Annotated in this window: 27 protein-coding genes; 8 read left to right on the top strand and 19 right to left on the bottom strand. The window is 52.5% G+C overall.

The window, feature by feature from the left end; translation table 11 throughout:
* Positions 1-47 precede the first annotated feature (47 nt).
* From murC to KNP78_RS01430, 5 genes are all read right to left on the bottom strand, one after another.
* Positions 48-1355 (bottom strand): UDP-N-acetylmuramate--L-alanine ligase, encoded by a 1308-nt coding sequence (gene murC, locus KNP78_RS01410; RefSeq protein ID WP_034778269.1) that lies wholly within the window; start codon positions 1353-1355, stop codon positions 48-50.
* Between the two features lie 88 nt (positions 1356-1443).
* On the bottom strand, positions 1444-2394 hold the full coding sequence (locus KNP78_RS01415) for a hypothetical protein (RefSeq protein WP_214823163.1): 951 nt from the start codon (positions 2392-2394) through the stop codon (positions 1444-1446).
* Between the two features lie 53 nt (positions 2395-2447).
* On the bottom strand, positions 2448-3068 hold the full coding sequence (gene ytpR / locus KNP78_RS01420; RefSeq protein WP_138859168.1) for a YtpR family tRNA-binding protein: 621 nt from the start codon (positions 3066-3068) through the stop codon (positions 2448-2450).
* Between the two features lie 48 nt (positions 3069-3116).
* The gene (locus tag KNP78_RS01425; RefSeq protein WP_214823164.1) at positions 3117-3908 is read right to left on the bottom strand and encodes a DUF1444 family protein; all 792 of its coding nucleotides are present in this window, start codon (positions 3906-3908) and stop codon (positions 3117-3119) included.
* 5 nt (positions 3909-3913) lie between these two features.
* Positions 3914-4225 carry a thioredoxin family protein gene (locus tag KNP78_RS01430; protein ID WP_214823165.1) on the bottom strand — a complete coding sequence of 104 codons (312 nt, stop codon included), beginning with the start codon at positions 4223-4225 and terminating at the stop codon, positions 3914-3916.
* 114 nt (positions 4226-4339) lie between these two features.
* Here KNP78_RS01430 and KNP78_RS01435 point away from each other — a divergent pair, with 114 nt between their 5' ends.
* On the top strand, positions 4340-4672 hold the full coding sequence (locus KNP78_RS01435) for a hypothetical protein (RefSeq protein WP_114167197.1): 333 nt from the start codon (positions 4340-4342) through the stop codon (positions 4670-4672).
* A gap of 50 nt (positions 4673-4722) precedes the next feature.
* Here KNP78_RS01435 and KNP78_RS01440 read toward each other — a convergent pair whose 3' ends face one another.
* The gene (locus tag KNP78_RS01440; protein WP_214797296.1) at positions 4723-5739 is read right to left on the bottom strand and encodes a PTS sugar transporter subunit IIC; all 1017 of its coding nucleotides are present in this window, start codon (positions 5737-5739) and stop codon (positions 4723-4725) included.
* Between the two features lie 125 nt (positions 5740-5864).
* On the bottom strand, positions 5865-6938 hold the full coding sequence (locus KNP78_RS01445; RefSeq protein WP_034778279.1) for a M42 family metallopeptidase: 1074 nt from the start codon (positions 6936-6938) through the stop codon (positions 5865-5867).
* Between the two features lie 136 nt (positions 6939-7074).
* Between KNP78_RS01445 and KNP78_RS01450 the strand changes: the two genes are divergently transcribed.
* From KNP78_RS01450 to dhaM, 4 genes are all read left to right on the top strand, one after another.
* Positions 7075-7377 (top strand): PepSY domain-containing protein, encoded by a 303-nt coding sequence (locus KNP78_RS01450; protein ID WP_021065576.1) that lies wholly within the window; start codon positions 7075-7077, stop codon positions 7375-7377.
* Positions 7378-7481: 104 nt separating this feature from the next.
* The gene (dhaK, locus tag KNP78_RS01455) at positions 7482-8459 is read left to right on the top strand and encodes a dihydroxyacetone kinase subunit DhaK (protein WP_214797298.1); all 978 of its coding nucleotides are present in this window, start codon (positions 7482-7484) and stop codon (positions 8457-8459) included.
* Positions 8460-8483: 24 nt separating this feature from the next.
* Positions 8484-9074, top strand: a complete 591-nt coding sequence (gene dhaL / locus KNP78_RS01460; RefSeq protein ID WP_214823166.1) for a dihydroxyacetone kinase subunit DhaL — start codon at positions 8484-8486, stop codon at positions 9072-9074.
* On the top strand, positions 9067-9435 hold the full coding sequence (gene dhaM / locus KNP78_RS01465; protein WP_256440833.1) for a dihydroxyacetone kinase phosphoryl donor subunit DhaM: 369 nt from the start codon (positions 9067-9069) through the stop codon (positions 9433-9435). Before dhaL ends, dhaM begins: the two co-directional genes overlap by 8 nt.
* Positions 9436-9459: 24 nt before the next feature.
* Here the strand turns inward: dhaM and KNP78_RS01470 are convergent, their stop codons facing one another.
* On the bottom strand, positions 9460-9969 hold the full coding sequence (locus KNP78_RS01470; RefSeq protein WP_235420207.1) for a hypothetical protein: 510 nt from the start codon (positions 9967-9969) through the stop codon (positions 9460-9462).
* A 105-nt stretch (positions 9970-10074) separates the two neighbouring features.
* Positions 10075-10722 (bottom strand): tRNA (guanosine(46)-N7)-methyltransferase TrmB, encoded by a 648-nt coding sequence (trmB, locus tag KNP78_RS01475; RefSeq protein ID WP_034778289.1) that lies wholly within the window; start codon positions 10720-10722, stop codon positions 10075-10077.
* Positions 10723-10857: 135 nt separating this feature from the next.
* Between trmB and cydS the strand changes: the two genes are divergently transcribed.
* A complete protein-coding gene (gene cydS / locus KNP78_RS15775; RefSeq protein ID WP_021065570.1) occupies positions 10858-10968 on the top strand; it encodes a cytochrome bd oxidase small subunit CydS family protein in 111 nt (36 codons plus the stop codon).
* 45 nt (positions 10969-11013) lie between these two features.
* Here the strand turns inward: cydS and KNP78_RS01480 are convergent, their stop codons facing one another.
* Genes KNP78_RS01480 through pepV form a run of 6 tightly spaced genes read right to left on the bottom strand, consistent with a single transcriptional unit; the run spans position 11014 to position 18032 of the window.
* Positions 11014-11808 (bottom strand): phosphotransferase family protein, encoded by a 795-nt coding sequence (locus KNP78_RS01480; RefSeq protein WP_034779996.1) that lies wholly within the window; start codon positions 11806-11808, stop codon positions 11014-11016.
* A 50-nt stretch (positions 11809-11858) separates the two neighbouring features.
* A complete protein-coding gene (gene pulA, locus KNP78_RS01485) occupies positions 11859-14024 on the bottom strand; it encodes a type I pullulanase (protein WP_214823167.1) in 2166 nt (721 codons plus the stop codon).
* 21 nt (positions 14025-14045) lie between these two features.
* Positions 14046-14885: an NERD domain-containing protein gene (locus tag KNP78_RS01490; RefSeq protein ID WP_214823168.1), complete on the bottom strand. Its 840-nt coding sequence runs from the start codon at positions 14883-14885 to the stop codon at positions 14046-14048.
* The gene (thpR, locus tag KNP78_RS01495) at positions 14855-15430 is read right to left on the bottom strand and encodes an RNA 2',3'-cyclic phosphodiesterase (protein WP_214823169.1); all 576 of its coding nucleotides are present in this window, start codon (positions 15428-15430) and stop codon (positions 14855-14857) included. Before thpR ends, KNP78_RS01490 begins: the two co-directional genes overlap by 31 nt.
* Positions 15431-15435: 5 nt before the next feature.
* A complete protein-coding gene (locus KNP78_RS01500) occupies positions 15436-16587 on the bottom strand; it encodes an MFS transporter (RefSeq protein WP_084592834.1) in 1152 nt (383 codons plus the stop codon).
* Between the two features lie 59 nt (positions 16588-16646).
* Positions 16647-18032: a dipeptidase PepV gene (gene pepV, locus KNP78_RS01505; protein WP_034778296.1), complete on the bottom strand. Its 1386-nt coding sequence runs from the start codon at positions 18030-18032 to the stop codon at positions 16647-16649.
* 306 nt (positions 18033-18338) lie between these two features.
* On the opposite strand from pepV, the gene KNP78_RS01510 reads away from it, so the two are divergent.
* On the top strand, positions 18339-18560 hold the full coding sequence (locus tag KNP78_RS01510) for a DeoR family transcriptional regulator (protein WP_081637897.1): 222 nt from the start codon (positions 18339-18341) through the stop codon (positions 18558-18560).
* Between the two features lie 84 nt (positions 18561-18644).
* Here the strand turns inward: KNP78_RS01510 and KNP78_RS01515 are convergent, their stop codons facing one another.
* Together KNP78_RS01515 and KNP78_RS01520 are read right to left on the bottom strand one after the other, a co-directional pair.
* A complete protein-coding gene (locus tag KNP78_RS01515; RefSeq protein ID WP_034778298.1) occupies positions 18645-19355 on the bottom strand; it encodes a pseudouridine synthase in 711 nt (236 codons plus the stop codon).
* On the bottom strand, positions 19355-21052 hold the full coding sequence (locus KNP78_RS01520) for a putative polysaccharide biosynthesis protein (protein ID WP_214763271.1): 1698 nt from the start codon (positions 21050-21052) through the stop codon (positions 19355-19357). The genes KNP78_RS01515 and KNP78_RS01520 overlap by 1 nt, the downstream gene beginning before the upstream one ends.
* 138 nt (positions 21053-21190) lie before the next feature.
* Here KNP78_RS01520 and KNP78_RS01525 point away from each other — a divergent pair, with 138 nt between their 5' ends.
* The gene (locus KNP78_RS01525; RefSeq protein WP_034778302.1) at positions 21191-22465 is read left to right on the top strand and encodes a BaiN/RdsA family NAD(P)/FAD-dependent oxidoreductase; all 1275 of its coding nucleotides are present in this window, start codon (positions 21191-21193) and stop codon (positions 22463-22465) included.
* Between the two features lie 41 nt (positions 22466-22506).
* On the opposite strand, the gene KNP78_RS01530 is transcribed toward KNP78_RS01525, so the two are convergent.
* Together KNP78_RS01530 and KNP78_RS01535 are read right to left on the bottom strand one after the other, a co-directional pair.
* A complete protein-coding gene (locus KNP78_RS01530) occupies positions 22507-23019 on the bottom strand; it encodes a pyrophosphohydrolase domain-containing protein (protein WP_034778307.1) in 513 nt (170 codons plus the stop codon).
* 14 nt (positions 23020-23033) lie between these two features.
* Positions 23034-24107, bottom strand: coding sequence for a hypothetical protein (locus KNP78_RS01535; protein WP_214823170.1), 1074 nt, complete (start codon positions 24105-24107; stop codon positions 23034-23036).
* Between the last annotated feature and the right edge of the window lie 13 nt (positions 24108-24120).

Here is a 24120-nt window from a genome sequence, read left to right on the forward strand (position 1 = left end):
GATGTTAAACACAAAAAAGCGAACGGCATCAGCCATTCGCTCTCGATTCACGCTTCGAGTTGGACGTGATTCTCGTATTCACGTTGGTACGTTTGAATGTCTCCGGCTCCCATGAACAGGAGAACCGCGTCTTTATGTTGACTTAAGACACTGACCCCGCCCCGCTTCAAGACGTTCGCGCCTTCGATACGCGATTGCAAGTCTTCGATCGTGACGGTACCTTCTTGTTCGCGAGCCGAACCGAAGATGTCACACAAGTACACCGCGTCCGCTTCGGCTAATGCCGCAGCAAAATCATCCATGAATGACTTCAGGCGTGTATACGTGTGTGGTTGGAAGATGGCTACAACTTCACGGCCGGCGTATTTTTTACGTGCCGCTTCGACTGTCGCGCTGATTTCCCGTGGATGGTGGGCATAATCATCCACTAACACTTGGTTTCCGAGCGTCGATTCGCTGAAACGACGTTTCACGCCGTTAAACGTCTCGAGGCGGTCTTTAACCAATTCTTTCGGTAAGTTCTCATAGTCACACGTCGCGATGACGGCAAGGGCATTCAAGACGCTGTGGTTGCCATATCCCGGAATGCGGAACGTCCCATAGAAGTCGTCACGCAAGTAGACGTCAAACGTTGTTCCGTTGTCCGTCGAGTTCACGTTCTCGGCACGGAAGTCGTTATGGGCACCGAAACCGTAATAGACGATTGGCACGTTTGCTTGAATGTGTTGCAGGTTCTCATCATCGCCACAAGCGATGATGCCTTTTTTCACTTGCTTCGCCATCTCTTGGAACGCATCGATGACGTCATCGAGACCCGAGAAATAATCCGAGTGATCGAAGTCGATGTTCGTCATGATAGCGTAGTCTGGACGGTAGTATAAGAAGTGACGCTTGTACTCACATGCTTCGAAGACAAAGTTCTTCGAGTCTTCGACCCCTTCTCCTGTGCCATCGCCAATCAAGAACGACGTCGGCTCGATGCCGCGCATGACGTGAGCCAACAAACCTGTCGTCGATGTCTTACCATGAGATCCCGTAATGGCGACACTCGTGTAGTGGTCGGCCAATTCGCCGAGAAACTCATAGTATTTGTATATCGTCAATCCGAGCTCGCGCGCTCGAACGACTTCAGGGTGATCGTCAGCGAAGGCGTTGCCCTGTACGACGATTTGCCCTTCGGTAATATTTTCAGGATCAAACGGAAGGATTTCAATTCCTTTGCGATTCAATGCTTCTTCAGTAAAAAATGCTTTGTCAACGTCCGAACCTCGGACCTCATTGTTCATGTCATTTAAAATTTGAGCTAAAGGACTCATGCCCGTTCCTTTAATTCCGACGAAGTGATAACGGTTCATCTGTAAATAGCCCCCCTAATTCATTGCGGTCTGTTGAAAAAATGCGACAAACCTTTGTCATTATAGCAAAACTCCAGGAGTCATGCTATTACAGATTATTGTTTTTTTTCGCCAAACGACGACTCTTATACATCGCCATCCGGTCTTGCGGTGTCATCATGACATTGAGCGGAGGGCCTTCCGCTTTATACGAGACGCTCATCGCAGGCGTCAACTCTTCTTCGTCAGGCACTTCAATCGGTTCATCAGTCTGTAATGTTTTCGCAACATCTTCGACAACCGGGGCCACCGTCTCAACCGGCGCATCGAGCGAAACGTCCTCTTCGGTCACGTCTTGCTTTTCTTCTCGGACGGCAATCTTCGATGATTTCAAATCGGTCGAACCCATGAACACAGAGGCGAACCCGCTCTCTACAATCGAGACTTCCCCGAGGAGCGGTTTAGTATCTTGTTCAGCTGTCTCGTCTTCAGAGACGAACGGGCTTTCCTCAATCGTTTCCGTGGAAATAATCGTCTCTTCGCTTGGCGCATCCGCGTGCTCGGACACCATTTCCTCAAGCGTCTCCGCTGATGGCGATTCGTCCGCTGCGACATCGAGGTCAGGCTGTGACGTCGGCGCATCATCGACGGTCGGCACGGATTTGTCTACTGAATCAACCACGGGTTCATCCACTGATTCCATCACGGATTCGTCTAATGACTCCACCACCGGTTCATCTACGGAATCAATTACCGGTTCGTTCTTAGGCTCAGGCTCTACGGTTGGCGGCACCGCTTCTGACACTTCCTCTACCGGGACGGCCACTCGCTTTGCTTGGCGGATCGCTGAATCGTCACGCGTCTCCGGAGAATGTTCAGTCGGCAGAATGATTTTCGGTTTCGGTCGGGCGTATCCATAAATCGGAGATGGCACATCCGACGGTACAAATTCATCCTTCGGCTCGGGCTTCGGTGCAGGCGCACCTTTCTTCCCTTCCTGGGATAGTTCGCGTCGAATTCGGTCTGCTTGTTGTTTTAATGAACGTTCATATGCATCCATACTTGATTCCTCGCTTTTTCACTCAATCCTATTTAGCAAAAAATCGGTCGAATTTAGCGACCGATTTCAAATGCTTTCCCTACTTCATATTCGTCATCCAATACGAGAATCCCTTTTTCTTGCGGTGCATCAGGTAAGTTCAATTCTCGCGCTGAACAAATCATCCCGTGTGAACTTTCACCTCGTAACTTCGATGGACGAATGATTAAACCAGACGGCATGACCGCTCCCGGTTTCGCGACGACGACTTTTTGGCCGGCCGCGACGTTCGGTGCGCCGCAGACAATCTGGACATCACCTTGATCGGTCTCAACTTGACAGATCGACAATTTGTCCGCATCCGGGTGCTTCTCAGCTTCTTTGACGTAGCCAACGACAAATTTCGGGGTGAAGTCCACGCCCGAAAGCTCGGCTTCGATATTTTGTTTACGCAAGATGACACCGAGCGTCTCAATCAACTCGGCCGTCAACTCGACCGGCCCGTGCCAGTCGCTGACGTCAAAATAATTACTGGCATTGAAGATGTTATAGCCATTGACTTTTCCCGTCGTCGATTTGACGATGGCGACATCATCTTTCCGTTCAACGACTTGGTGGTGGCGATCGCCTTCTCTTAACAAGACCATGAGGACATCGCCGATTCCTTCACGGTTATAAAAAGCATTGATTTGCATACGTAAAAACGCCCCTTCTTTCAAACTAGACACAAATAGTTTAGCAGATTATGCGTCCGTTGGTGGGTTCTTTTTTCCGACAATGAAAATTGGTTCGAGAACGCCGTCCTCATAATGGAAAGAAAGAGCCGTCACCGGAATCCGCCCATTCGTGAAAAAGTCGAACATGAGCTGTTGCATCGCATCATAACCTTGATCGTTGCGGATGTCCGCGATGATCATCACGTCCTGATGCGGTACCCCGACGAGCATATCGCCTTCGATACGGCGCTCCATGACCCGCAAAAACTCATCATTTAAAATCCGTGACGCTTCATACCCGTCCCGAGCAGCCAGAAAATAGAACGTATTCCCGGCCACGGTATCTTCTTTTAAATCGGTCGGCAACTTCTTGACGTTGTCCCGTGCCAATTCGTCAAGACGCGTCAAAGGCATCCCGCCCAAATGCCGCTCTTCGATCAAGCGATAGCCGTTGCCCAAATCGAGTGCATAAAAGACAGCCGTCTCAGCTGTATGTGGCGTCATCGCGAGTGCTTCCCCACGCTTCGTCTCCGTCGAGAACGAGGCCGAACGGATGACGGGATAAATGTTGGCTTCATTGCCAGCGAGTGTGACCGCATCGTCGGCCGAGAGCGCTGTCTTGATGTAGTCGACGACCTCTTCAATGGCGACTTCTCCCCGGACTTTCGCTTTCGCTACGAGCGGGGCGAGACGGATGTTGACGCCGAACCGGTCCGTGGACCGCTCGATGCGCAACACCTCGTTCTCACGGTCATACGAGGTCCGGTACCCTTCCGTAAACCGGCGTTCGAGATGGCGACGTAATTCATTCCGTTCCATCTAGCTCACCCTAACCCATGAAGGAAGGCTTCGACTTGCTCAGGCGTCTTCCGTTCGCGTCCGACATAGCGGTCGACTTCTTGTCCGCCGTTGAAGGCGACAAAGCTCGGAATCCCAAAAATGTCGAGCTCTTGTGCGAGCTCCATCCAGTCGTCACGATCGACGTAGTAAAACTTCCAATCCTCGAATTTCGCTTCGATGTCTGGCATGAACGGATCGAGGAAACGGCAATCACCGCACCACGTCGCTGAAAACATCAAGATGCTCTTCCCTTGTTTTGCTTCTGTATACTCGTTCATCGTTGTCAATTGTAACATGTTCACCACTCCTGTTCTTTTTTCCCCATTCATGATAGCATAAGTCCGTTGTCACATTCCGCTCTCATGTTTTATGATCATCGGGAGCGAAGACTACGTGAAAAAGGTGAAGTCATGACAAAATGGACACGTGAACAGTTGAATCCAGAAATGAAACATCCGCTCGAGCAACTCGTCGGCGTCATCGGCATGCTGGCGATTCTGCGCTACGGCTACTTGTTCATCGATACGGACAAGACGCGAGGTGAGATTTTAGTATGGCTCGTCGTCGGGTTCGCCGTGATTTACATACTCGAACGGGTCGGCAAACGCCTCGTCCGTGCCTTGCCGATCATTCGAAAACGGTTTTTACTCCCCGTCTATGTCGTCTTGCTCGTCTTATTCTTGGCGAGCTTCCGCGTCCCTCGTGAAACCGTCGAGACCGTCCGAAATCTTTTCGGTTGGTGAACGAAAGAGAGCGTCCCGCTTATTCGCCGGGACGCTCTCTTTCGTGTCGCTCAATATTCGATTTTCATATCGTTCGGCCGAATCCGATTCATCCGGACCAACACTTGATAGACCGCATAACTGAGCACTGCCGGACCGACAATCAAAAAGCCGAAGACGACGATGAACATGTGCCAACTGAAGCCCATCGTCTCGAGCATGACAATCGGACCGACGAGTCCGCTCGTCCCCATCCCGGCACCAGCCGCGACGCTCTCGAGCTCGAACAACAGAATCGCGATTGGGGCGAGCACCGCCCCCGCTATCGTCGGCGGCAACAAGATCCAAGGATTCTTCACGATATTGCCGACTTGAAGCATAGAAGTACCAATCCCTTGGGCGATCGCACCGCCGATGCCATTGTCCCGATAACTCGTGATCGCAAAGCCAACCATCTGGGCGGCGCAGCCAACCGTCGCCGCGCCTGCCGCGATGCCGCTCAAGCCAAGCATGAGCGCGATGGCCGCACTCGAGATCGGTGCCGTGAGCGCGAGTCCCATCAGTGTCGCGACGACGACGCCCATGAATAAAGGCTGCTGTTCCGTGCCCCACTCGATCCACGTCCCGAGCTGCGTCATGAACAAGCCGACATACTTACCGATATAGGTTGCAGCCAAATAACCCACGCCAATGGTCGTGAACGGCGTGACCAAAATATCAAGTTTCGTCGATTTCGAGACGAGTTTGGATACCTCGACAGCGAGCAACGTCGCCACATAACTGCCGGCTGGCCCGAACTCGTAACCGAACGCCCCGACGACGAGCGCCGAGAACAAGATGAGCGGCGGTGCTTGAAGCGCATAGGCGATTGCAATCCCGATGGCCGGACCGGTCAAGCCGATGGCCACATCACCAATCTCGATGAGCGTCGACCCGAAACCGGACAGACTCGTTTCGAGCAATTGTCCACCCGCCGTCTTCATGATCAAGCCGATGATGAGCGTACTGAATAAGCCGAGTGCCATATAACTGAGTGCCGTCACAAAATAAAGCGACGGACTGAGCGTGATCCCTTTTTTCTTAAACATGGAAATCCCTCTTTCCTGTCTTGTCAGTCGTAAAGTTTCTGTCTTCACACTTTTATCAGTATAAGCGTTTCTCGGGAAATTTCAATATAAAAAACGCCACTACACGAGTGACGTTCTCCCTACCTTTAGCGTGAAGCTCGAAGCGTCTCCATCGTCGAACGATCGAGGCGTTTGACGAGCGCCTTGAGTAGCGCTTTCGCCGCATCATAGTCGTCCGTATGCAGAATCGAGGCGTGTGTATGGATGTAACGCGCCGCGACACCGATCACGGCCGTCGGGACCCCTTCCCCGCTCATATGGATGCGGCCTGCGTCCGTTCCACCTGGCGAGACGAAGTACTGCGTTTTGATGTTTTCATCAGACGCCGTGTCGAGTAAGAAGTCACGCATCTCTGGAGACATGACCATGACCCGGTCAAGGATTCGGATAAGCGCCCCTTCCCCGAGTTGGCCGAACTCCGTCTTATTGCCAGACGCATCGTTGGCCGGTGACGCGTCGAGGACGAGCGCGACGTCCGGACGAATCATTTCGGCTGCCGTTTGCGCTCCACGGAGTCCGACTTCTTCTTGGACAGTCGCACCCGAGAACAAGATGTTCGGATGATCGGCTTTTGTCGTCTCTTCGAGCAACTCGACCGCCAGACCAACCCCATAACGGTTATCCCATGCTTTGGCCATAATCTTTTTCGGATGTTTGAGCGGCGTGAAGTCGCTTGTCGGCACAGCCGGAAGACCCGGACGGACACCCCATGACTCGGCTTCTTCTTTCGTATCGGCGCCAATGTCGATAAACATCTGTTTCATGTCCATCGGTTTACTCATTGCGTCCGGTCCGAGCAGGTGCGGAGGTGTCGATGCGACGACGCCCGGAATCAATCCATCGTTCGTCACGATATCAAATCGTTGCGCCATGAGCACTTGGCTCCACCATCCACCGAGCGGCTGTATGTATAGCATCCCGTTTTCTGTGATCCGGGTGACCATGAACGCGACTTCGTCCATATGTCCAGCGACCATGATGCGTGGTCCCGCCTCGTCCCCGACCCGTTTCCCAAAGATCGAGCCGATGCCATCCGTCATGACTTCATCGACATGCGGTGTGATTCGGTCACGAACAAACTGACGAACCTCTGATTCGAATCCAGGTGCGCCCGGAAGTTCTGTCAACGTCTTGAATAAGTCTCTCGTTTTTTGTTCCATTTCCATCCATCCCTTCAACCGTTCTTGTTTCATTATATACAGAACTTTTCGGCAGATGCGAATGGTTTTCGTTCCAATGGGGTACAGGTTTTGGTACGATGTACATGATAGCCATAGTTCAAGGGGAGGTAGTCATATGAAGAAAAGGTATTGGTTAGTTGGGATCGGGGTTGCCATCGCGGCCGCACTTATGACGAAAAAAGTGTTAGATGAACGAAGCTTATCGGCCGAGGACGCGCTCGAGTACACGAAACGGGCATTCTCAGCCAAAGGTCACGTTCAAGGCGCATGGATCTCGGCATCACCTGAGATTTACACGTATGACGGACGTGAGTATGACGTCTTTAAAGGCGGCATCTCGGTTCTCGAGAACGACGAAGAGAAGACGTACCAATTTACAGTCGATTCAGAGACTGGCGCTTTACTTGAATATGCATGATGTGGGGTCGGCGATGACATTCGCCGACTTTTTTTGTTTAATCTGGGCGAAAGAGTGGAAAATTGAATATGGTACTTTTCAAACTCAAAAAGGAGTGATCCCACGTGAAGAAACTGATCGGTGAAGCAAACGAGCTCGTGTCACAAATGGTCGAAGGAATGGTCCATGCCCATCCTGAACTGTACGGTCGTGTGGAAGGATTCAACGTCATCTGTCGTGCTGACGGGGCCAAGTCCGGAAAAGTCGGACTCGTCTCGGGTGGAGGCAGCGGTCATGAACCGGCCCACGCCGGTTATGTAGGTGACGGGATGCTCGATGCCGCTGTATGCGGTGAAGTGTTCACGTCCCCGACCCCGGACATGGTGCTCGAAGGCATCAAAGCGGCCGATGGAGGAAACGGGGTATTACTCGTCGTCAAAAACTATGCAGGTGACGTCATGAACTTCGAGCTCGCCGCCGAACTTGCGGATGCCGAAGGAATTAAAGTCGACCACGTCGTCGTCGCAGACGATGTCGCCATCTCGAACAAGGAAGATCGTCGCGGTGTTGCCGGGACCGTGTTCGTGCATAAGATTGCCGGTGCGGCTGCAGCGAGCGGGAAATCACTCGCCGAAGTGAAAGCGCTTGCAGAGAAGGTCGCGGCAAACGTTCGCTCGATGGGTATGGCTGTCGAACCTTGTTACATGCCGGTGAGCGGCAAGCCAGGTTTTGATTTGAATGAAGAAGAGATGGAAATCGGCATCGGGATTCACGGGGAGCGCGGCGTCGAACGGAAGCCGACGACGAACGTCGATGCCATCGTGGATGACCTGCTCGACCACTTGAAAAAAGAAGTGAGTCCTGGCGAAGTTGCCGTTATGGTCAACGGTATGGGCGGTACGCCATTGTCTGAATTGTACGTGACGTATCATTTCGTCGCGAAAAAATTAGAAGATGCCGGCTACACGTTGAAACGGAAATACGTCGGCAACTATATGACATCCCTCGAGATGCACGGGTTCTCGATCACTCTCTTGCCGCTCGACGAAGAAATGACGGGTTATCTCGATGCACCGTCGGCGGCACTCGGTTTCAAACTCTAATCCAATGAATGAGGTGTTTATGCAATGTTGACGATTGATGGGTTCAAGCAAGCATTACGACACGCCCAATCCGAGATTGAGGCGAACAAGGATACACTGACCGACCTCGACCGCGCCATCGGCGACGGAGACCACGGCATCAACATGTCGCGCGGCTTTGAAGCGGTCGTCGCCGTACTCGATGACGACTATGCCAGCCTTGGCGACTTGAGCAAGAAAGTCGGGATGACGCTCATGTCGAAAGTCGGCGGCGCAGCCGGTCCGCTATACGGGTCGGCATTCGTCAAGGCTGCACCTAAGTTTGGTGACGCGACCGAGGCCGATTTCAAGCTCGTTAAAGAAGCGCTTCTTGAGGCGTCGACAGCGATCAAGGCGCGCGGGAAGTCAGAAGTTGGCCAGAAGACAATGGTCGATGTGTGGGAACCGTTCTTGTCTGACTTGAGCGAGGCTGACGATTTTGATGCCAAACTCGACCGCCTCGTCGGCGAGACCGAAGATATGATCGCCACGAAAGGACGGGCATCTTATTTCGGTGAAAACTCACGCGGTACGGTCGACCCTGGCGCACTCTCGAGTTCCATCGTGTTGAAAGCGATTATGAAGGAGGTTGAGTGACATCGTAGAGCTCATCATCGTATCCCATAGCGCTAAAATCGCTGAAGGGATTCAAGACTTGATGAAAGAGATGGCCCCCGCCGTTCCGATCCATTTAGCGAGCGGGCTTGAGGACGGTAGCATCGGGACAGATGTGACCCGTATCCTCGAGGCAATCGAGGCCGTCGACAAAGAAGCGCTCATCTTATCCGATATCGGTTCGGCCACGATGAACGCAGAACTCGCTGTCGATATGTATGAAGGCGATAAAACGATTCAGTTCTATGACGGTCCGATCGTCGAGAGTGCCTTCGTCGCTTCCGTCTCATCCGGTAACGGCATGGATGTCGCTCAAATCGTCGAACAATTGAAAATGGCATAAAAAAAGAGCCTCGCGGCTCTTTTTTTAACGTGGGTTATCGTTTTTCTCATAAATCGGGTTCATGAACTCGGTCGTCGAGTAGAAACGTGGAACAACCACGAACAAGATGACTACCGGGATCGCGATTAAGAGTAGCAAAATCAACACAGGCAACCAATAGACAATTTGTTGTCCGAGCATGTCGATGTTCGCATCCGCAAATTCAGTCGCGCCTTCGACTTCTGCGAGGTCAGCTGTTGCGAGGATTTTGTTGTCCGTCGCATCATAGTAATGGAACTCGGTCTTACGTGTGATGAAGATGCCGTCACGAATCGTATCAATTTCAACGACCGCCGCGATGACTTCATTGCCATTCGAATGACGGAGCGTCTCTTCTTTTACGATTTCAGCCGTTCCTTCTTTGTAGTCATAATGCGTGGCTTTCAGATCCTCTTCAAGGGCGTCCAAGAACGCCTCGTTTGCCGAGGTATTAAGTGGTGCGATTGTTAGAATGAAGATTAGTGCAAGCAGGCTTGCCCATGCTTTTTTCAACATCCCCATGTTCCCCCTTCTCTAATTCCAGTTTAGCGTCATTCCTATTGTACCAAGAAGAAAGAAAAAAGTGTGAAGAAAATGCTATTAAAATAAGAAAAAAGCGTGTCAAATTTTCGGACGGAAAGCTGCCTCCATCCGATAAATCGGTTGTCCCATGGCGCTGAAGCGCTCTTCGTACTCGGTGCGCACGTTATCCGCCGGTTCGTTCACATGTAAATCAAGTGAAATATCTGTGAAGTACATGCCGTATTGGCTCATGCTTTCGAGCGAATATTCGAATAACCCCCGGTTATCCGTCTTGAAATGAATCTCGCCTCCGCGTGGCAACACAGCCTCGTACGTGGCGAGGAACGTTTTATACGTCAAACGACGTTTCGCATGGCGTGTCTTCGGCCATGGATCGGAGAAGTTCAAATAGACGCGATCGACTTCACCGGCTTCGAAGTAGTCGACGAGTTGCTTGGCATCAACAGTCAACACGCGGACGTTTGGCATCGGTGTCTCGACGAGCTTTTGCACGATCGATACGGCGACGCTCTCGAATAACTCGATGGCGATGAAGTTGACGTCCGGGAACTGTTGGGCCATCCCTAAAATGAATTGCCCTTTCCCCGAACCGACCTCGATGAAGAGCGGATTGTCGTTCTTAAATTCTGCTTTCCAGTTCCCTTTTAACGTTTCAGGATGAGTGATAAAGACGTGTTCTTGAGCTTCCATATATTCTTTGGCCCAAGGTTTGTGACGTAAACGCATGTTTTTCCAACCTTTCGTTCAAGAAATGTTCAAGTTTATGCTGACTAGCCGCTTCGTGCGAGCAGTCCCCTTGCGATTATACACGAAATCATTGTTTAATGAACATGAATCATCCTTCACAAGGAGGTTATATCGATGAGCACGTTGGATCAATTTTTAATTTTTTACGCGGCCCCGCTGACGTTTTTCGGCGCCGTCATCGCCACGTTCGTTTGGGCGTATTTCATGAAACCTGATGATGTCTAATGCATATGGAAAGGGATGGCTCACGCTCGTGATCCATCCCTTTTTTCATTGTGTCCGTTCATCTGCCTCATCGAGCAGTTCACGGAGCACGGTCAATCCTTCTGCCCGGGCGATACCGTTCTGTTCCCCATACAACGTGAGAACCGTCTGGGCAATCGCATACCAGTGCATCCGGTAATGGAGCTCTGACGTGTAACGAATGCCGTAATGGCTAAACCACGTCTCCCACTCCGCCTCATCGACATAACTGTAAACGACCATCGCCAAGTCAAAGGCACGGTCGGCGATGATGGCGTCATCCCAGTCGGTCAAATACAATAGACCCGTCTCGTCCTCGATCCAGTTATTATGGTTAAGGTCCGAATGGCAGACGACAAGTTCACGTTCGTCATCGATCGGTTGATGCATAGTGAGCCAACGGACCGCTTCATCAATCGTCACATCCGCCTCGTCTTGCTCATAGGCGGCACATTGCCGAAGCAATAGCGTCGACGTGACCGGTGTATGATTCAATTGCTGCAGCATGAATAATAGCTCTTTCGAATGATGAATCTTCCCAAGCTGTGCCGCCACATCAGACCGTTTCATATCGGTTGGCGATAGCTCACGACCTTCGATGAACTGTTGGGCACTGAGGACGTCGCCGTTGAACATCCGCTTCGTCCACAGCAATTTGGGGACGATGCCTTCGGCGGAAAGAATGGCTAAAAACGGGGACGAGTTCCGTTTGACAAAGATTTTTTGTTGGCGCGTCGTCGCTACGTACGCTTCGCCTGTAATCCCACCTGCGGAAGCCACCGTCCACTCTTCACCGAGCGCACCGATTATATCTGAATACATATTCATCACGCTCAAATCTCATTAAGAATTACAAAGATACAATCACCATATTAACACGCGATAATCGTCATTGACAACGACTCGACTTGAATCTCACGCGGATTTCGTGCAATCGGGACGAGGCTCGCCGTTTCCCCTTGCACATAAACGTTCCAGTCTCCGTCGGCATGAAACGTCACGTCACCGAACGTTCCGTTCAAATAGACACGGACGCGTTGCCACGCATCGTAGGAATGGCTCGCCGTCAACTCATAGGCGATCACGCCTGGAGGCGACGGAAGGAACTTGAATTGCTCCACGACTTTCTGCCGACTATCGTAACGGAAACACGTATGACGGCGCCGCAATTTCAGCAGCGTCTTCACGAATTCGACCTCACTCTGACGCTCGTCCCGCAAATCCCAATCGAAGTGATTGATTCGGTCCGGTGCGTTGTAACTATTTTCGACCCCTTGTTTCGTCCGACCGAACTCCTGGCCTGCATGGAGGAACGGGACGCCTTGCGACGTGATGACGATGGCCGTGGCGAATCGTTGCATCCGTAATCGCACCGCCTCGTCCATATCCTCACACGATAAGAGCAATTTATCGTAGGTCGTGTAATTGTCATGCGCCTCGACGTAATTGATTGTATATTGCGGGCTCGGGAATCGTCCGACGGTGACGTTCGGGATTTGAACCGCTCCCGTGATGCACTCTCGAAGCTCCCATTCCCGCCATTCGTTACCAGAGACGAAACCGCGTTCGCGGTCATTGAACGTCGACCCTTTTAACGCGTCCCGCATCATGTCATTGAAGTGCCCGATTCGAGGCATAAAGGCGGCGTTATGGGACGAGGCTTTCAACGATGGGCTGAGCGGTGTCGCCAAATCCCATCCTTCCCCGTAAATCAAGATTGAACGATCAATCTTATCAAGCGAAGCCCGAACTTGATTCATCGTCTCGACATCATGGATCCCCATCAAGTCGAACCGGAAACCGTCAACGTGATACGCCTCGGCAAAGAAAGTCACACAATCGACAATCATCCGCCGCATCATGTATCGTTCCGAGGCCGTGTCATTCCCAACCCCAGTCCCGTTCGCGACCGTCCCGTCATGTTCATAACGGAAATAGTAGTAAGGGACGAGCGCTTCGAGCGAGGATTGTTCACGGATAAAGACATGGTTCATGACGACATCGACGACGACCCGCATCCCGTGACGATGCAGTTCCTCGACCATATGAGCATATTCTAGAATTCTCGATAACGGCTCGGCTGGGTCTGAGGCGTAACTCCCCTCTAACCCGAACCAATGAATCGGGTCGTATCCCCAATTGTATGGCATCCGGATCGACTCATCGACGCTGCCGAAGTCATGGACAGGCAACAGTTGCAGATGGGTGACCCCGAGTTCTTTCAAATAATCGAAGCCGGCACTGTTCTCGCCTCTCGTTCTCACTCCGGTCTCGACGATGCTGCCATACAAACCTTGCATCTGACTCATCGAGGACGGATGGCTCGTGAAGTCCCGGATGTTCAGTTCATAGATGACCGCATCGGTCGCTTTCCGAAGCGGCGGCCGTTCCGTCGGCGTGACATGGGCGGCGACATGCGCCTCGACATCGATCAATACGCCAAATTCGCCATTCAGGCTGACGGCTTTCGCGTAAGGATCGACGACCTCGTTCGTTTCGACTGGCGTCTTGACGTACAGTCGATAATAGTGACCTTCATAAAACCGAGGCACGTCGGCATGCCAGACACCACGGCTCTCTTTAGACATACGAAACCGCTCGATTTCACGATGTGTCGTCGAGTCGTGGATGACGAGCCAAATCGAGAACGCGACGGGAGACCAAACGTATGCCTCGATCGAGTGTTCGGAAAAAGTGAGGCCGAGCGGTCCGTCATAGGCATAACGGCGTTCGAACTCGTCCGTATGCACGATTTCACGTGGCACGACGACAATCGTTTTATGTCCGGGGTGAAATACAGTATAGACCGCTTCAAGCGTGACCGGTCGCGCCAATCGGATATCTCGCTCAATCGTACCGGCCTCTGTCGTCCATTCATTGAGCACCACATAGTCGACCGGTCGACCGTTCTGTTCAATCTGTACTGGAACGGATTCATATTCGGCGATGACTTCCAGTCGAATCGTCTCGAACGAGAGCAAAGATGCCCGTTCAATCGTCACATGTGACGTCGTTTGCTGCTCTGGTGTGTGATGCATACGCGTTCCATCCTCTCCAACCTACTGGTCCAAAAATTGTCGAAACGGCATCTGGGCTGTCGCATCTAGTAGTTTCGCCACATCTCGAATTTGTTGGGCTTTGACGATCGGTGCCCTCGTGTTCACTTGTTTCAGCCACGACTCATAATCAGAGCGTGAAATGAACTGAGTCGACCGTGTCTCGGGCACGTGATCGAAATAGCCTTCTGGGGCCACCGTGACTTTTTGGATGACCCCGTCATAGGACGGAAGAAACTGTCGAATGATTTCTTCAGTGCGCGTCAATGCAATGAGCGGATTGACTACACGTTTATTTTCCCCTTTGAGCGGTTGATGAATCCATGTCTTATGCTTTGAGATGTGATAGATGCTCCGATCCCCGTCAAGCCATTCGACCAAATACAGATGTGACGGTCCAATGATAAGATGGCTCAATTCGACAGTTGCCCCGTTCCATTCGACAACTGGACGATACATGAAGAAGTGTTGGTCGTTCCATTCGGTCACCATCTTGCGATAACCGTATTCACGAAGGAACGGCAAGAACGGCATGTCTGCTTCGGTCGCCCCTTCACACGCGAACTGCAACTTCTGGATGTGGCGACGGTTCGCGAGGAGCGCCTGGAACTGCGTCTCCGAGAGCGGGGTCGGTTCGAGCTCGATACGTTCCGTTCGACGCCAAAATTTCCACCACGGGTTCTCGAACTCCATGATCTCGGGTGGATTCAACCGATTGGACTCATGCAGGCGGCGCATACGGGCGACATCGGACTCGACGTATTCTTGGAAACGATTGAACTGATCGAGCATATTTCGTTCATATTTAGATGTCACGTCAAAAATTTTAATCGGGATCGCCATGTGTCCTCCTCTGACCGCTGTAACGGAAATACTTCAACTGCCTCATAGGCAGGGGTGTGGTTCGGATTGATTCGATAAAGGATGACGGCTTCGATCGACTCTTCGATCTTAAACGTCGGGGGGATGTGTGGAATGATCGTTCCGGTGTCCCACTTTTTGGCGAGCGTGACGTGCGGGACGAACGGTTTCCGGTCGAGTGACGCGATCTCTTCAGACAGCTTGCGCCGGAGCGTCCCGGTGAGCGCCGTCAATTCCGCAGACGAATCCGGGACGATCGTCAATACTCGAGGACGATCTGGTCTCCCGAAGTGATCAATTTGTTGGAACGTCAGTGAAAACGGAGCCGTCACTTCCGTCACGTCACGCGTGATCTCTTTGACCGCCTCGACTTCATCATCGTCCAATGCGCCAAGAAACTGAAGCGTCAAATGGAATTCTTCCGGCCGATACGTCCGGCGATACGAATAAAACGGCAAGATGTCCCGTTGAACGCGTACGAACTCCGCCTCCTCCATCGGTAGCGCTATAAAGTAATGTGTCGACATCGGAATCATCCTTTCTCACGAAACCGTCTCAACCCTAAGAATAAAATCGCGCCAATCACACTGACGACTGTGTACATCCAAAATACACCGATAATGCTGTTCACTTCAATGATGATTCCGCTCAACTGATTGAACGCGGCCGTCGCCAAACCTGAAGTAACTGCCATATAGACGCCAATCGCCGTCGAGGTGACGTTTCGGCTGACAAGGCTTCGCACAAACTGAAGCGCGACCGGAATGAGCAGGCCGACGACGAGCCCTTGGACGATGGCGAGCAGCCAGACGACCCACAGTTCTGGTTCGAGTGCGAGCCAACCGTTGCGGAGCGCTGAAACTAACGCCGCTCCCGCAAGTACGTTGACCGTCCCAAGACGTTCGACGATTTGATACGCCACTTTCATGAACGGGATCTCACAAAGCACGGCCACTAAAAACAACGTCCCGACGAGCGTCGTCGAGCCGCCGATACTCGTCACGTATATCCCGAAGTAATAGTTGTTCGCATAGATTGGACCGAAGACGAGCATGCCCCCAATCAAAAAGGCGATGAACGGGGCGTTCCAGACGGCCGACCAAGCGAACGGGGCGACCGTCGTCGCGCGCGTTGCAACCGGTTCGGCAATCGTCCTTAACACGATGCTGCCGGCCACGAGTACGATGGCGCTGAGCAAAAATGTGCTCGCAAGACCCCACGTCGTATCCGCGATTCGTCCCATCATGAAAACGGCGATGGCGAAACCGGCCGATCCGAATAGACGGATGGCTCCATAATCAATTTTGACACGGGCCGTATAATCGAGCGTCATCATATCGATAAGCGGGATGTGCGCGCATTGGAACACCGACCAGGCGACCATCAAGAGCACGATCCAAACGTAATCGGTCGCGAACAAGAACGTGATGGAAAGGGCGGCCGCCCCGATCATGGCGATACCGAGCCACGCCCGGACACGGCCCGTCCGATCGGCAAGCATGCCCCATAACGGCTGGACACCAATCGAGAGGATCGGCATGATGGCGACAATCGTCCCGACCTGACCCGGAGACAAATCAAAGCGTGCCTGCGAGAAGAAAAGTGCCATGTAAGGAATGAGGGCCCCTTGTGCGAAAAAGATAGCGACATACATTGATTGAAACGATAGTTTTTGTTGGTTCACTGTAAACTTCCTTCCTAACAGACAGAGAGCCGACCGAATCAGTCAGCTCTCACGGATTATTATTTAGCGAGCTCATAAATCGCTTCCGCATAGATGGCGGCGGCGCGAAGTAAATCTTCAATTTCCATGTATTCATCGACTTGGTGCGCGACATCTTTCGCTCCTGGGAACAATGCGCCGAAGGCCACACCAGCCTCGAGCGAACGGGCATACGTTCCTCCGCCGATGGCCATCAAGTGTGCCGATTCGCCGGTTTGACGCTCATACACATCCGCCAACGTTTTCACGAGCGGATGGTCTTCGGCCACGTGGTGCGGCGGCATATGGTGACGCGTCGACAGCTCGAATCCGAACGACAAGGCGATTTCTTTCAAGTTTTGCAATCGTTCTTCAAACTTCGCGGTATACGGATAACGGATATTGACCGTCGCCGTCCGCTCTTCGCCCTGATAGCGGAACACGCCACCGTTAATCGTCAAGTCACCGGTCTCGTCGGTCGCTTCGATGCCGAGCGAAATCCCGCGTGAATCAGCAAAGACGTGGCGGATGAACTCGATGTAGCGCTCCCCTTGAATATCGAGTGGAAGCGTCAGTAGGAATCCGGCAAGTACGTAGGCCGCGTTCACACCATTATCCGGCTCCATCGCATGGGCGGCGACACCTTTCATCGTGAACGTATACGTCCCCGCTTCCCATGTGCACGTCCCGTCGGCCTCATATTTCGCAAGGTAGGCCTCAAATTTTTCTTCGAGCACATCTTCTGTCTCAAGTACCGCGGTCGCGAAATCCGGGACCATGTTCGGACGTTCTCCGCTCACGAACGAGACCAAGTGATGTTTCGAGCCGGGTACGCGCTGAATTGGGAGTTGCTTCAAGACACCGTCATACAAACCTTTTTCCGCATTAATAATCGGGAAATCAGCATCCGGTGCGAAACCGTATGTCGGCATCGCTTCCTGCTTAAAATATTCACGGACACAGCGCCATTCGCTCTCCTCGTCACAACCGGCGATGAGGCGGACACGTTTCGATAGCGGCAACCCGAGCTCTTTCACGATGCGCAACCCGTAATAAGCAGCCATCGTCGGACCCTTATCGTCATTGCTGCCGCGGGCGTACAGTTTCCCGTCCGCGACCGTCGGATTGAACGCCCCATACGTCCATCCGTCTCCGGCCGGCACCACGTCTAAGTGGCAGAGGATCCCAACGATTTCTTCGCCTGACCCGTACTCCAAATGGCCAGCGTAACCGCCGACATCTTTCGTCACGAATCCGTCACGCTCTCCTAACGCAAACATATAATCGAGGGCACGGCGGACTTCAGGACCAAACGGCTCGTTCGGTCCGGCCTTGTCTTCATCGAGGACGCTCGGGATTTGTAACAACCCTTTTAAATCTTCTAAAAACGCGTCTGTTCGTGCATCGACTTCTTGTCTCCAATTCATCTCAATCTCCCCTTTGCGAATGTTCTCTCCCTTATTAGTATATCCAAATGTTAGAAAGACGAACATTCATTTCGAAAATATTTTTTCGTTCGTCTTTTAGAAGTTTTATTATCCATTTACACGATGTTCATTCGATATTTACGTTCATAACATGTTCTTTACATTTCGATTGTTCGTTCTTTTCGCTTGCAATTCTATTTGAGAGCGGTATACTAAAGGTGTAATTTTAGAAAATAACAATTTCATATTTCATTTGTCGTCCGTAGGTTTTGTCTTTCATCATTCTACGCATTGGGAGGTCATCCAATGAAAGGTTCAACAGATCGTATGCTAACCCGCATCAAGTCCATTTATTTGTTCATTAACGAAAGGGAATGCGTCACCACTTCAGAACTAGTAGAGGAGTTTGGGATCACGTCACGCACCGTACAGCGTGATTTAAACGTTCTTGAATACAACAATCTGGTTGAAAGTCCGAGTCGGGGCACGTGGACGTCATCGAAACGTTCGCTCAAGACGGCAAATTGAATAACAAGTTACAAGGGATTCCGCACGCGGGTCCCTTTTTTTTTTGCACAAAAAAGTACGTGCCGATTGACACGTACTTCCGAATCATATGAGGAACAAGTCGACTTCCGTTTCTGTCAACTCACGGTATGCACCAGGTTCAAGCGTCGGATCGAGTTCGAGGCCACCGATTTGGACGCGCTCGAGCCGCTCCACATGTTTTCCGACCGCGGCGACCATCCGTTTCACTTGATGATACTTCCCTTCCGAGAGCGTCAAGCGAATCGTCGAGCGGCGACCGGACTTGCTGAGCAGTTCAAGTCGTGCCGGTTTCGTCGTGTAGCCGTCCTCGAGTTCGACGCCTTCGGCGAAGCGACGGACATCATCTGCCGTCATCTCCCCATCGACTTCGGCGATATATACTTTGTCGACGTGTTTACGAGGCGACATGAGCGCGTGATTGAACGCCCCATCGTTCGTCAATAGCAACAGGCCGGTCGTATCTTTGTCGAGGCGTCCGACCGGGAACAAATCGTAATGGGCATAGGCCGGGTCGATTAAATCGACGACCGTCGACTCGACTTTGTCCTCGGTCGCACTGATGACACCAGCCGGCTTGTTCATCATCAAATAGACGAATGGTTTGTACTCGACGACTTCCCCGTGCACGGTCACACGTTCCGCCTCTAAGTTGATTTGTCGTTTCGCATCTTTGACGGGCTGGTCATCGATCCGGACGGCCCCTTGTTTCAATAAAATCTTGACGTCTTTACGCGAACCATATCCCATGTTCGCCAATAATTTATCAATTCGCATTATGCTTTCCTCCGATATTGGAATCGTTTCCCTAGTAGTTTTCCGGCCAAGTGACTTCTCCAACCGAGATAGCCGTATACGACGAGGCCGATTCCGAAACCGACGACCGTAGCCAATATATCGTTCCCCCAGCTCGGCTCATCTCGGAGCGTGACGAACAACGAGCCGTATACCGCGATAAACATCGCCCCACCCATGGCAAACATGAGCATCGTCCGACGCAACAATTGCTTATACGGGAACTGGAGCGTCCGTTGAATTTTCCACACCATGAGGATGATCGCGACAATATAGCCGGCGATCGTCGCGTAACCGGCGCCGATGCCGCCGAGCGCATAGACGAACGGTACGTTGAGTGCAGCTTTCGTCAATAGTCCCATCGCCGTCGCGAAGATGGTGAAGTACTGACGATTGATCCCTTGCAGGATGGCCGCTGCCACCGAGTAATAGGCCAGGAAGAACGCACTCGGCGCATAGTGGAGCAAGTAGACCCACCCTTCCCGGTCACCCGGGAACAGTGTCCCGAACAACGGCTCGGAGAGGGCGACCAACCCGATGACGGCCGGGATGGTAACAAAGAACGACACTTGGAAGATGTGGTTCACTTGATTACGGACTTTATTCATGTCGCCGTGCGTGAACGATTTCGTGACGAGCGGAATCGTCGCCATCGACACACTTGCCGCGATCGAGACCGGAATCAAGACGATCTTATGGGCGTTCCCGGTCAAGAATCCAAACGCGGACGTCGCTTCAGCGACTGACTTGCCCGAGTTGAGCAACGTGTTGACCATCGTCAACTGGTCGACGAACTGATAGAGCGGCGTCGACAAGCCGACCATGACGATTGGGATCGAGTAACTGAGCAACTCAAGCAAGAGTGATTTCATCGAACGGACCGGCGTACCGGCCGGATTATCCGTCTGACGATGGATGTCTTTCCGTTTGCGCCAATACATGGCGAGCACGACGATACTTCCGATTGCCCCGATAAAGGCGCTGAACGTCGCAATCGTCACGGCGAGTACTTTCAACCCGTTCAACTCGGTCGTCGCCACGGCAGCGGTCCCACCGAGCGAGTCGGCGAGCGGACGAATGAGTGCCGAGTCCGAGAAGACGAACAAGACGAGCATCGTTCCGCTGAGCAGGAACATGATGCGGACGATTTGTTCGATGACTTGCGAGATGGCCGTCGGGGCCATGTCCTGATGTCCTTGGAAATAGCCGCGCACCATGCTCATCGCTGGGATGAGCAGGAGTGCGAAACTGACGCTACGCGTGACGAGCGTCAACGAGTCGATATATTGCTGATTGTTCTCCGAGTTGCGGACCATGAGTTCTGATAACCACGGTGCTGAGAAAAACAGTAATAAAAAAGCGACGACGCCGGTCACGAGCATCAGCTTCATCCCTTGACGGAACAAGCGCTGACTCGTGCCATATTCACCGAGCGCGTTATACTTGGCGATAAATTTTGAGACGGCGACAGGAATCCCCGCCGTCGAAATGGCGATCATGAGCGCATAATAGGTGTAGGCCGCCTGATAGAGCGTGACGCCGGCAATCCCGACCATCGCTTGGAAGGGAAACGTATAGAGCAGTCCGAGCGCACGCGAGATCAAATTTCCGGCTGATAAGAGCAGCGTGCCTTTGACGAAGGACTCCCGTCCTGAATCTTGTTTGACGCTTGATGACATGAGATACCTCCATCTATTCTTTCACAACTAATGTACCTAGTTTTACAAAACAACCGTTTCTCATTATACTCTTACTGTTGCAGATAATAAAGTTACGAACCGTTAAAGTTTAGATTGAGAAGAGAAACGAGGGATACCATGATGAAAGATGTCATCGTCATCGGAGGAGGCCCAAGCGGCCTGATGGCGACCTACGCCGCCGCCAAAGCCGGAGCGAACACGCTCCTGATTGATAAAGGTTCGAAGCTCGGACGCAAGCTCGCCATTTCTGGCGGCGGGCGCTGTAACGTCACGAACCGCAAGCCCGTCGACGAACTGATTCAGTTCATTCCGGGGAACGGACGCTTCTTATATAGCGCCCTCGCCCAGTTCGACAACCAGTCGATTATCGACTTATTCACCGGGTTCGGCATCCCATTAAAAGAAGAAGACAACGGCCGGATGTTCCCAGTGACGGACAAAGCGCAAGATGTCGTCAACACGCTCCTCGGCGCCATCGACGCACTCGGTGTCGAGATTCGCAAAAACGCGAAAGTGAAGACGCTCCATTTTAATGAAGCAAACGAGTTTGAAGCGGTCGAACTGGAGGACGGCGAACGCATCGAGGCAGGCGCCTGTGTCATCGCTGTCGGCGGACAATCTGTCCCCCACACCGGCTCGACCGGCGACGGATATCCGTGGGCCGAGAAAGCCGGGCACACGATCACGGAACTGTTCCCGACCGAGGTGCCGATTTTGTTGAACGATGCCTTTATCGGCACGAAACAGCTTCAAGGGCTGTCGCTCCGGGACGTCGCCCTCACCGTCCACGGCAAAAAAGGCAAACCGATCAAGACACACCGTGGTGATATGATATTCACGCACTTCGGCATCTCGGGCCCGATTGCCCTCCGTTGCAGCCAATATACGATCAAAGAGCGCAAACGCAGCAAAGAGCGTGTCGTCGCCCTCTCGCTCGACTTGTTTCCGGACATGGCCCGTGACGAGCTATATCAAGAACTGTGGAACCAAGTCCAAGAACAACCGAAACGGGCCGTCAAGAACGTCTGGAAAGGGTTTATCCCGGAACGGATGCTCGACCTGTTGTTGGCCGACCTCGCTTTCGGTGAAGAAGATGCGAGTCAGTTGAAGAAGCAATCGGTCATCGATTTTGCGACACGACTGAAGACGTTTGAGTTGCACGCCACTGGGACGCTCGATTTCGATAAGGCGTTCGTCACGGGCGGCGGCGTCTCCGTCAAAGAGATCGCCCCGCAAACGATGATGTCGAAGAAAGCGGACGGCCTGTTCTTCGCCGGCGAGGTGCTCGACATTCACGGCTATACAGGTGGTTATAACATCACGGCTGCCTTCACGACCGGGCATTGTGCCGGGTCGCACGCCGCAGAATTTGCTGTACGTACAACCGTATAAAAAAGAGAGCCTATCGCGCGCGATAGGCTCTCTTTTTGGTGTCACTGTTTCGCTTCAAGTTGGCGTCGCACTTCCGCCTCGAGCTCTGGCTCGGGTGGCAACCAGCCTTCCGGCTTCATGACCTTATTGTCTGACGCGCGCAGGATCGGCTTACCATCCGGACCGAGCTTCGCCATATTGGCGCGCTGCACGATCTCGAACAACGGCACCGGGTCGAGCCCGAGCTCGACGAAACTGCCCATCACGAAATAGAGGGCGTCCGTGAGCGCATCACCTTGTCCGACGAGTCGCTCGACGTCATTTGTCGGTGGGGCGTCCTGGAGCGATTTCTGAACAGCCTGTTCGAATCCTTGTTGGAACGTGGCGACGGCTTGCAGGAACTCTTCCTCGTTCCGTGCCGATTGATGTAAAAATTCGACGACGGCCTCTTCTGCCGTCCAAACCGAACGTTTGACGGCCCGGTCTAACTCGAGCGGCTGTGGTGCACTCGCTTCCGGGTGCCCGAACGTCTCATGGAATTGGCGAACTTCTTCATAGAAATAGCGTTTGCTCATATGATCCTCTCCTATCAGTCGACCGAGACGAAATCGTCAAGGTCGAACACATCTGGTCGCACGATGGCGAAAATTTCATTGTCTTGCAAAAACATACCGGTCGACCCGTACACACGAGGAGTGACCATCTGTCCGTTCATCGTCCCTTCATCCGGGTTGATCGTGTAGAGGACGAGTTCTTCTGAATCAAGGACGTAAATGCGTCCCTGGCGTTCGACGAGGCCGACACCGCGGAAGTTCTCGAACTTCTGTTGAATCGAGGCGCTCATCCCTTCGGTCGTGAGCGGTTTTCTCGACTCGATGGCCCACTCCGTCTCAGGCGCTGGCGCTTCTTCGGCGTCTGCCCCATCAGCCGTGGTCGCCGTATCGGCGTCTGAATCCACTTCGGTCGTCGCATCCGTCTCGGTCGCATCGGCTGTTTCTTCTGTCTCTGGCTTCGCTTCAGCGTCGGTGGCCGTCTCATCCTCGAGCGTCCGTTCTTGGACGTATAACAGTTCCACGTCCGGCGTGTCCGCCAAACGGCTCATGATGATCAGTCGTTTCGTCTCCTCGTCATAACCGAGGCCGAACAATCGGTCTGTCGAGGCGATTCCTTTAATCAATTTGCGTCGTTGTTCCGTCCACCGGCCCTCTTCACGCTCGATTGTCACGAGAACCCCATTCGCCGTGACGGCATAAATCTTGTCCTCGGAAATCATGCGCATACCGATGAACTCGCCGAACCGGTAGGGCTGTCCTTCGTTGCTGAGGATGAGTGACGCGTTCACGCGATTGGCGTTCCCGCTCACTTCGAAAAACTCTTTATTTTTCGTCAAGACGAGATATGACCCGATCGTGTCACTATAGTACACTTCATCGAGCTGTTGAATCTGTTCGAGGGCATCGGTCGTATCGATATCCTCCTCGTCCGGCGAAGCCTCGACGGGAGGTACAGATGTCGCTTGGTGACTCGTTTGAATCTCTATTTTTTCAAACGTCGAGGCGATTTGGCTTTGAATATCCTCGTCCGAAAAGACGAACACATAGCACAAAATCACGCCGACGACGACGGCAAACAGCGTCGTATATAGTACGTAAGAACGTTTCATGGACGTTTCGTCC

Origin of the sequence: Exiguobacterium sp. s28 (genome assembly GCF_018618135.1) — a bacterium.
GTDB lineage: Bacteria > Bacillota > Bacilli > Exiguobacteriales > Exiguobacteriaceae > Exiguobacterium > Exiguobacterium mexicanum_A.

Excerpts from the sequence above, each read along its gene's own strand:
- KNP78_RS01525 (WP_034778302.1), top strand. The coding sequence starts at position 21,191 with ATGATGAAAGATGTCATCGTCATCGGAGGAGGCCCAAGCGGCCTGATG.
- pepV (WP_034778296.1), bottom strand. The coding sequence starts at position 18,032 with ATGAATTGGAGACAAGAAGTCGATGCACGAACAGACGCGTTTTTAGAA.
- KNP78_RS01515 (WP_034778298.1), bottom strand. The coding sequence starts at position 19,355 with ATGCGAATTGATAAATTATTGGCGAACATGGGATATGGTTCGCGTAAA.
- KNP78_RS01490 (WP_214823168.1), bottom strand. The coding sequence starts at position 14,885 with ATGGCGATCCCGATTAAAATTTTTGACGTGACATCTAAATATGAACGA.
- cydS (WP_021065570.1), top strand. The coding sequence starts at position 10,858 with ATGAGCACGTTGGATCAATTTTTAATTTTTTACGCGGCCCCGCTGACG.
- trmB (WP_034778289.1), bottom strand. The coding sequence starts at position 10,722 with ATGCGTTTACGTCACAAACCTTGGGCCAAAGAATATATGGAAGCTCAA.
- KNP78_RS01445 (WP_034778279.1), bottom strand. The coding sequence starts at position 6,938 with ATGGAACAAAAAACGAGAGACTTATTCAAGACGTTGACAGAACTTCCG.
- KNP78_RS01435 (WP_114167197.1), top strand. The coding sequence starts at position 4,340 with ATGACAAAATGGACACGTGAACAGTTGAATCCAGAAATGAAACATCCG.
- KNP78_RS01415 (WP_214823163.1), bottom strand. The coding sequence starts at position 2,394 with ATGGATGCATATGAACGTTCATTAAAACAACAAGCAGACCGAATTCGA.
- KNP78_RS01430 (WP_214823165.1), bottom strand. The coding sequence starts at position 4,225 with ATGTTACAATTGACAACGATGAACGAGTATACAGAAGCAAAACAAGGG.
- dhaL (WP_214823166.1), top strand. The coding sequence starts at position 8,484 with ATGTTGACGATTGATGGGTTCAAGCAAGCATTACGACACGCCCAATCC.
- murC (WP_034778269.1), bottom strand. The coding sequence starts at position 1,355 with ATGAACCGTTATCACTTCGTCGGAATTAAAGGAACGGGCATGAGTCCT.
- pulA (WP_214823167.1), bottom strand. The coding sequence starts at position 14,024 with ATGCATCACACACCAGAGCAGCAAACGACGTCACATGTGACGATTGAA.
- KNP78_RS01510 (WP_081637897.1), top strand. The coding sequence starts at position 18,339 with ATGAAAGGTTCAACAGATCGTATGCTAACCCGCATCAAGTCCATTTAT.
- KNP78_RS01425 (WP_214823164.1), bottom strand. The coding sequence starts at position 3,908 with ATGGAACGGAATGAATTACGTCGCCATCTCGAACGCCGGTTTACGGAA.
- KNP78_RS01530 (WP_034778307.1), bottom strand. The coding sequence starts at position 23,019 with ATGAGCAAACGCTATTTCTATGAAGAAGTTCGCCAATTCCATGAGACG.
- KNP78_RS01520 (WP_214763271.1), bottom strand. The coding sequence starts at position 21,052 with ATGTCATCAAGCGTCAAACAAGATTCAGGACGGGAGTCCTTCGTCAAA.
- KNP78_RS01450 (WP_021065576.1), top strand. The coding sequence starts at position 7,075 with ATGAAGAAAAGGTATTGGTTAGTTGGGATCGGGGTTGCCATCGCGGCC.
- KNP78_RS01480 (WP_034779996.1), bottom strand. The coding sequence starts at position 11,808 with ATGTATTCAGATATAATCGGTGCGCTCGGTGAAGAGTGGACGGTGGCT.
- KNP78_RS01535 (WP_214823170.1), bottom strand. The coding sequence starts at position 24,107 with ATGAAACGTTCTTACGTACTATATACGACGCTGTTTGCCGTCGTCGTC.
- thpR (WP_214823169.1), bottom strand. The coding sequence starts at position 15,430 with ATGTCGACACATTACTTTATAGCGCTACCGATGGAGGAGGCGGAGTTC.
- KNP78_RS01470 (WP_235420207.1), bottom strand. The coding sequence starts at position 9,969 with ATGTTGAAAAAAGCATGGGCAAGCCTGCTTGCACTAATCTTCATTCTA.
- ytpR (WP_138859168.1), bottom strand. The coding sequence starts at position 3,068 with ATGCAAATCAATGCTTTTTATAACCGTGAAGGAATCGGCGATGTCCTC.
- KNP78_RS01440 (WP_214797296.1), bottom strand. The coding sequence starts at position 5,739 with ATGTTTAAGAAAAAAGGGATCACGCTCAGTCCGTCGCTTTATTTTGTG.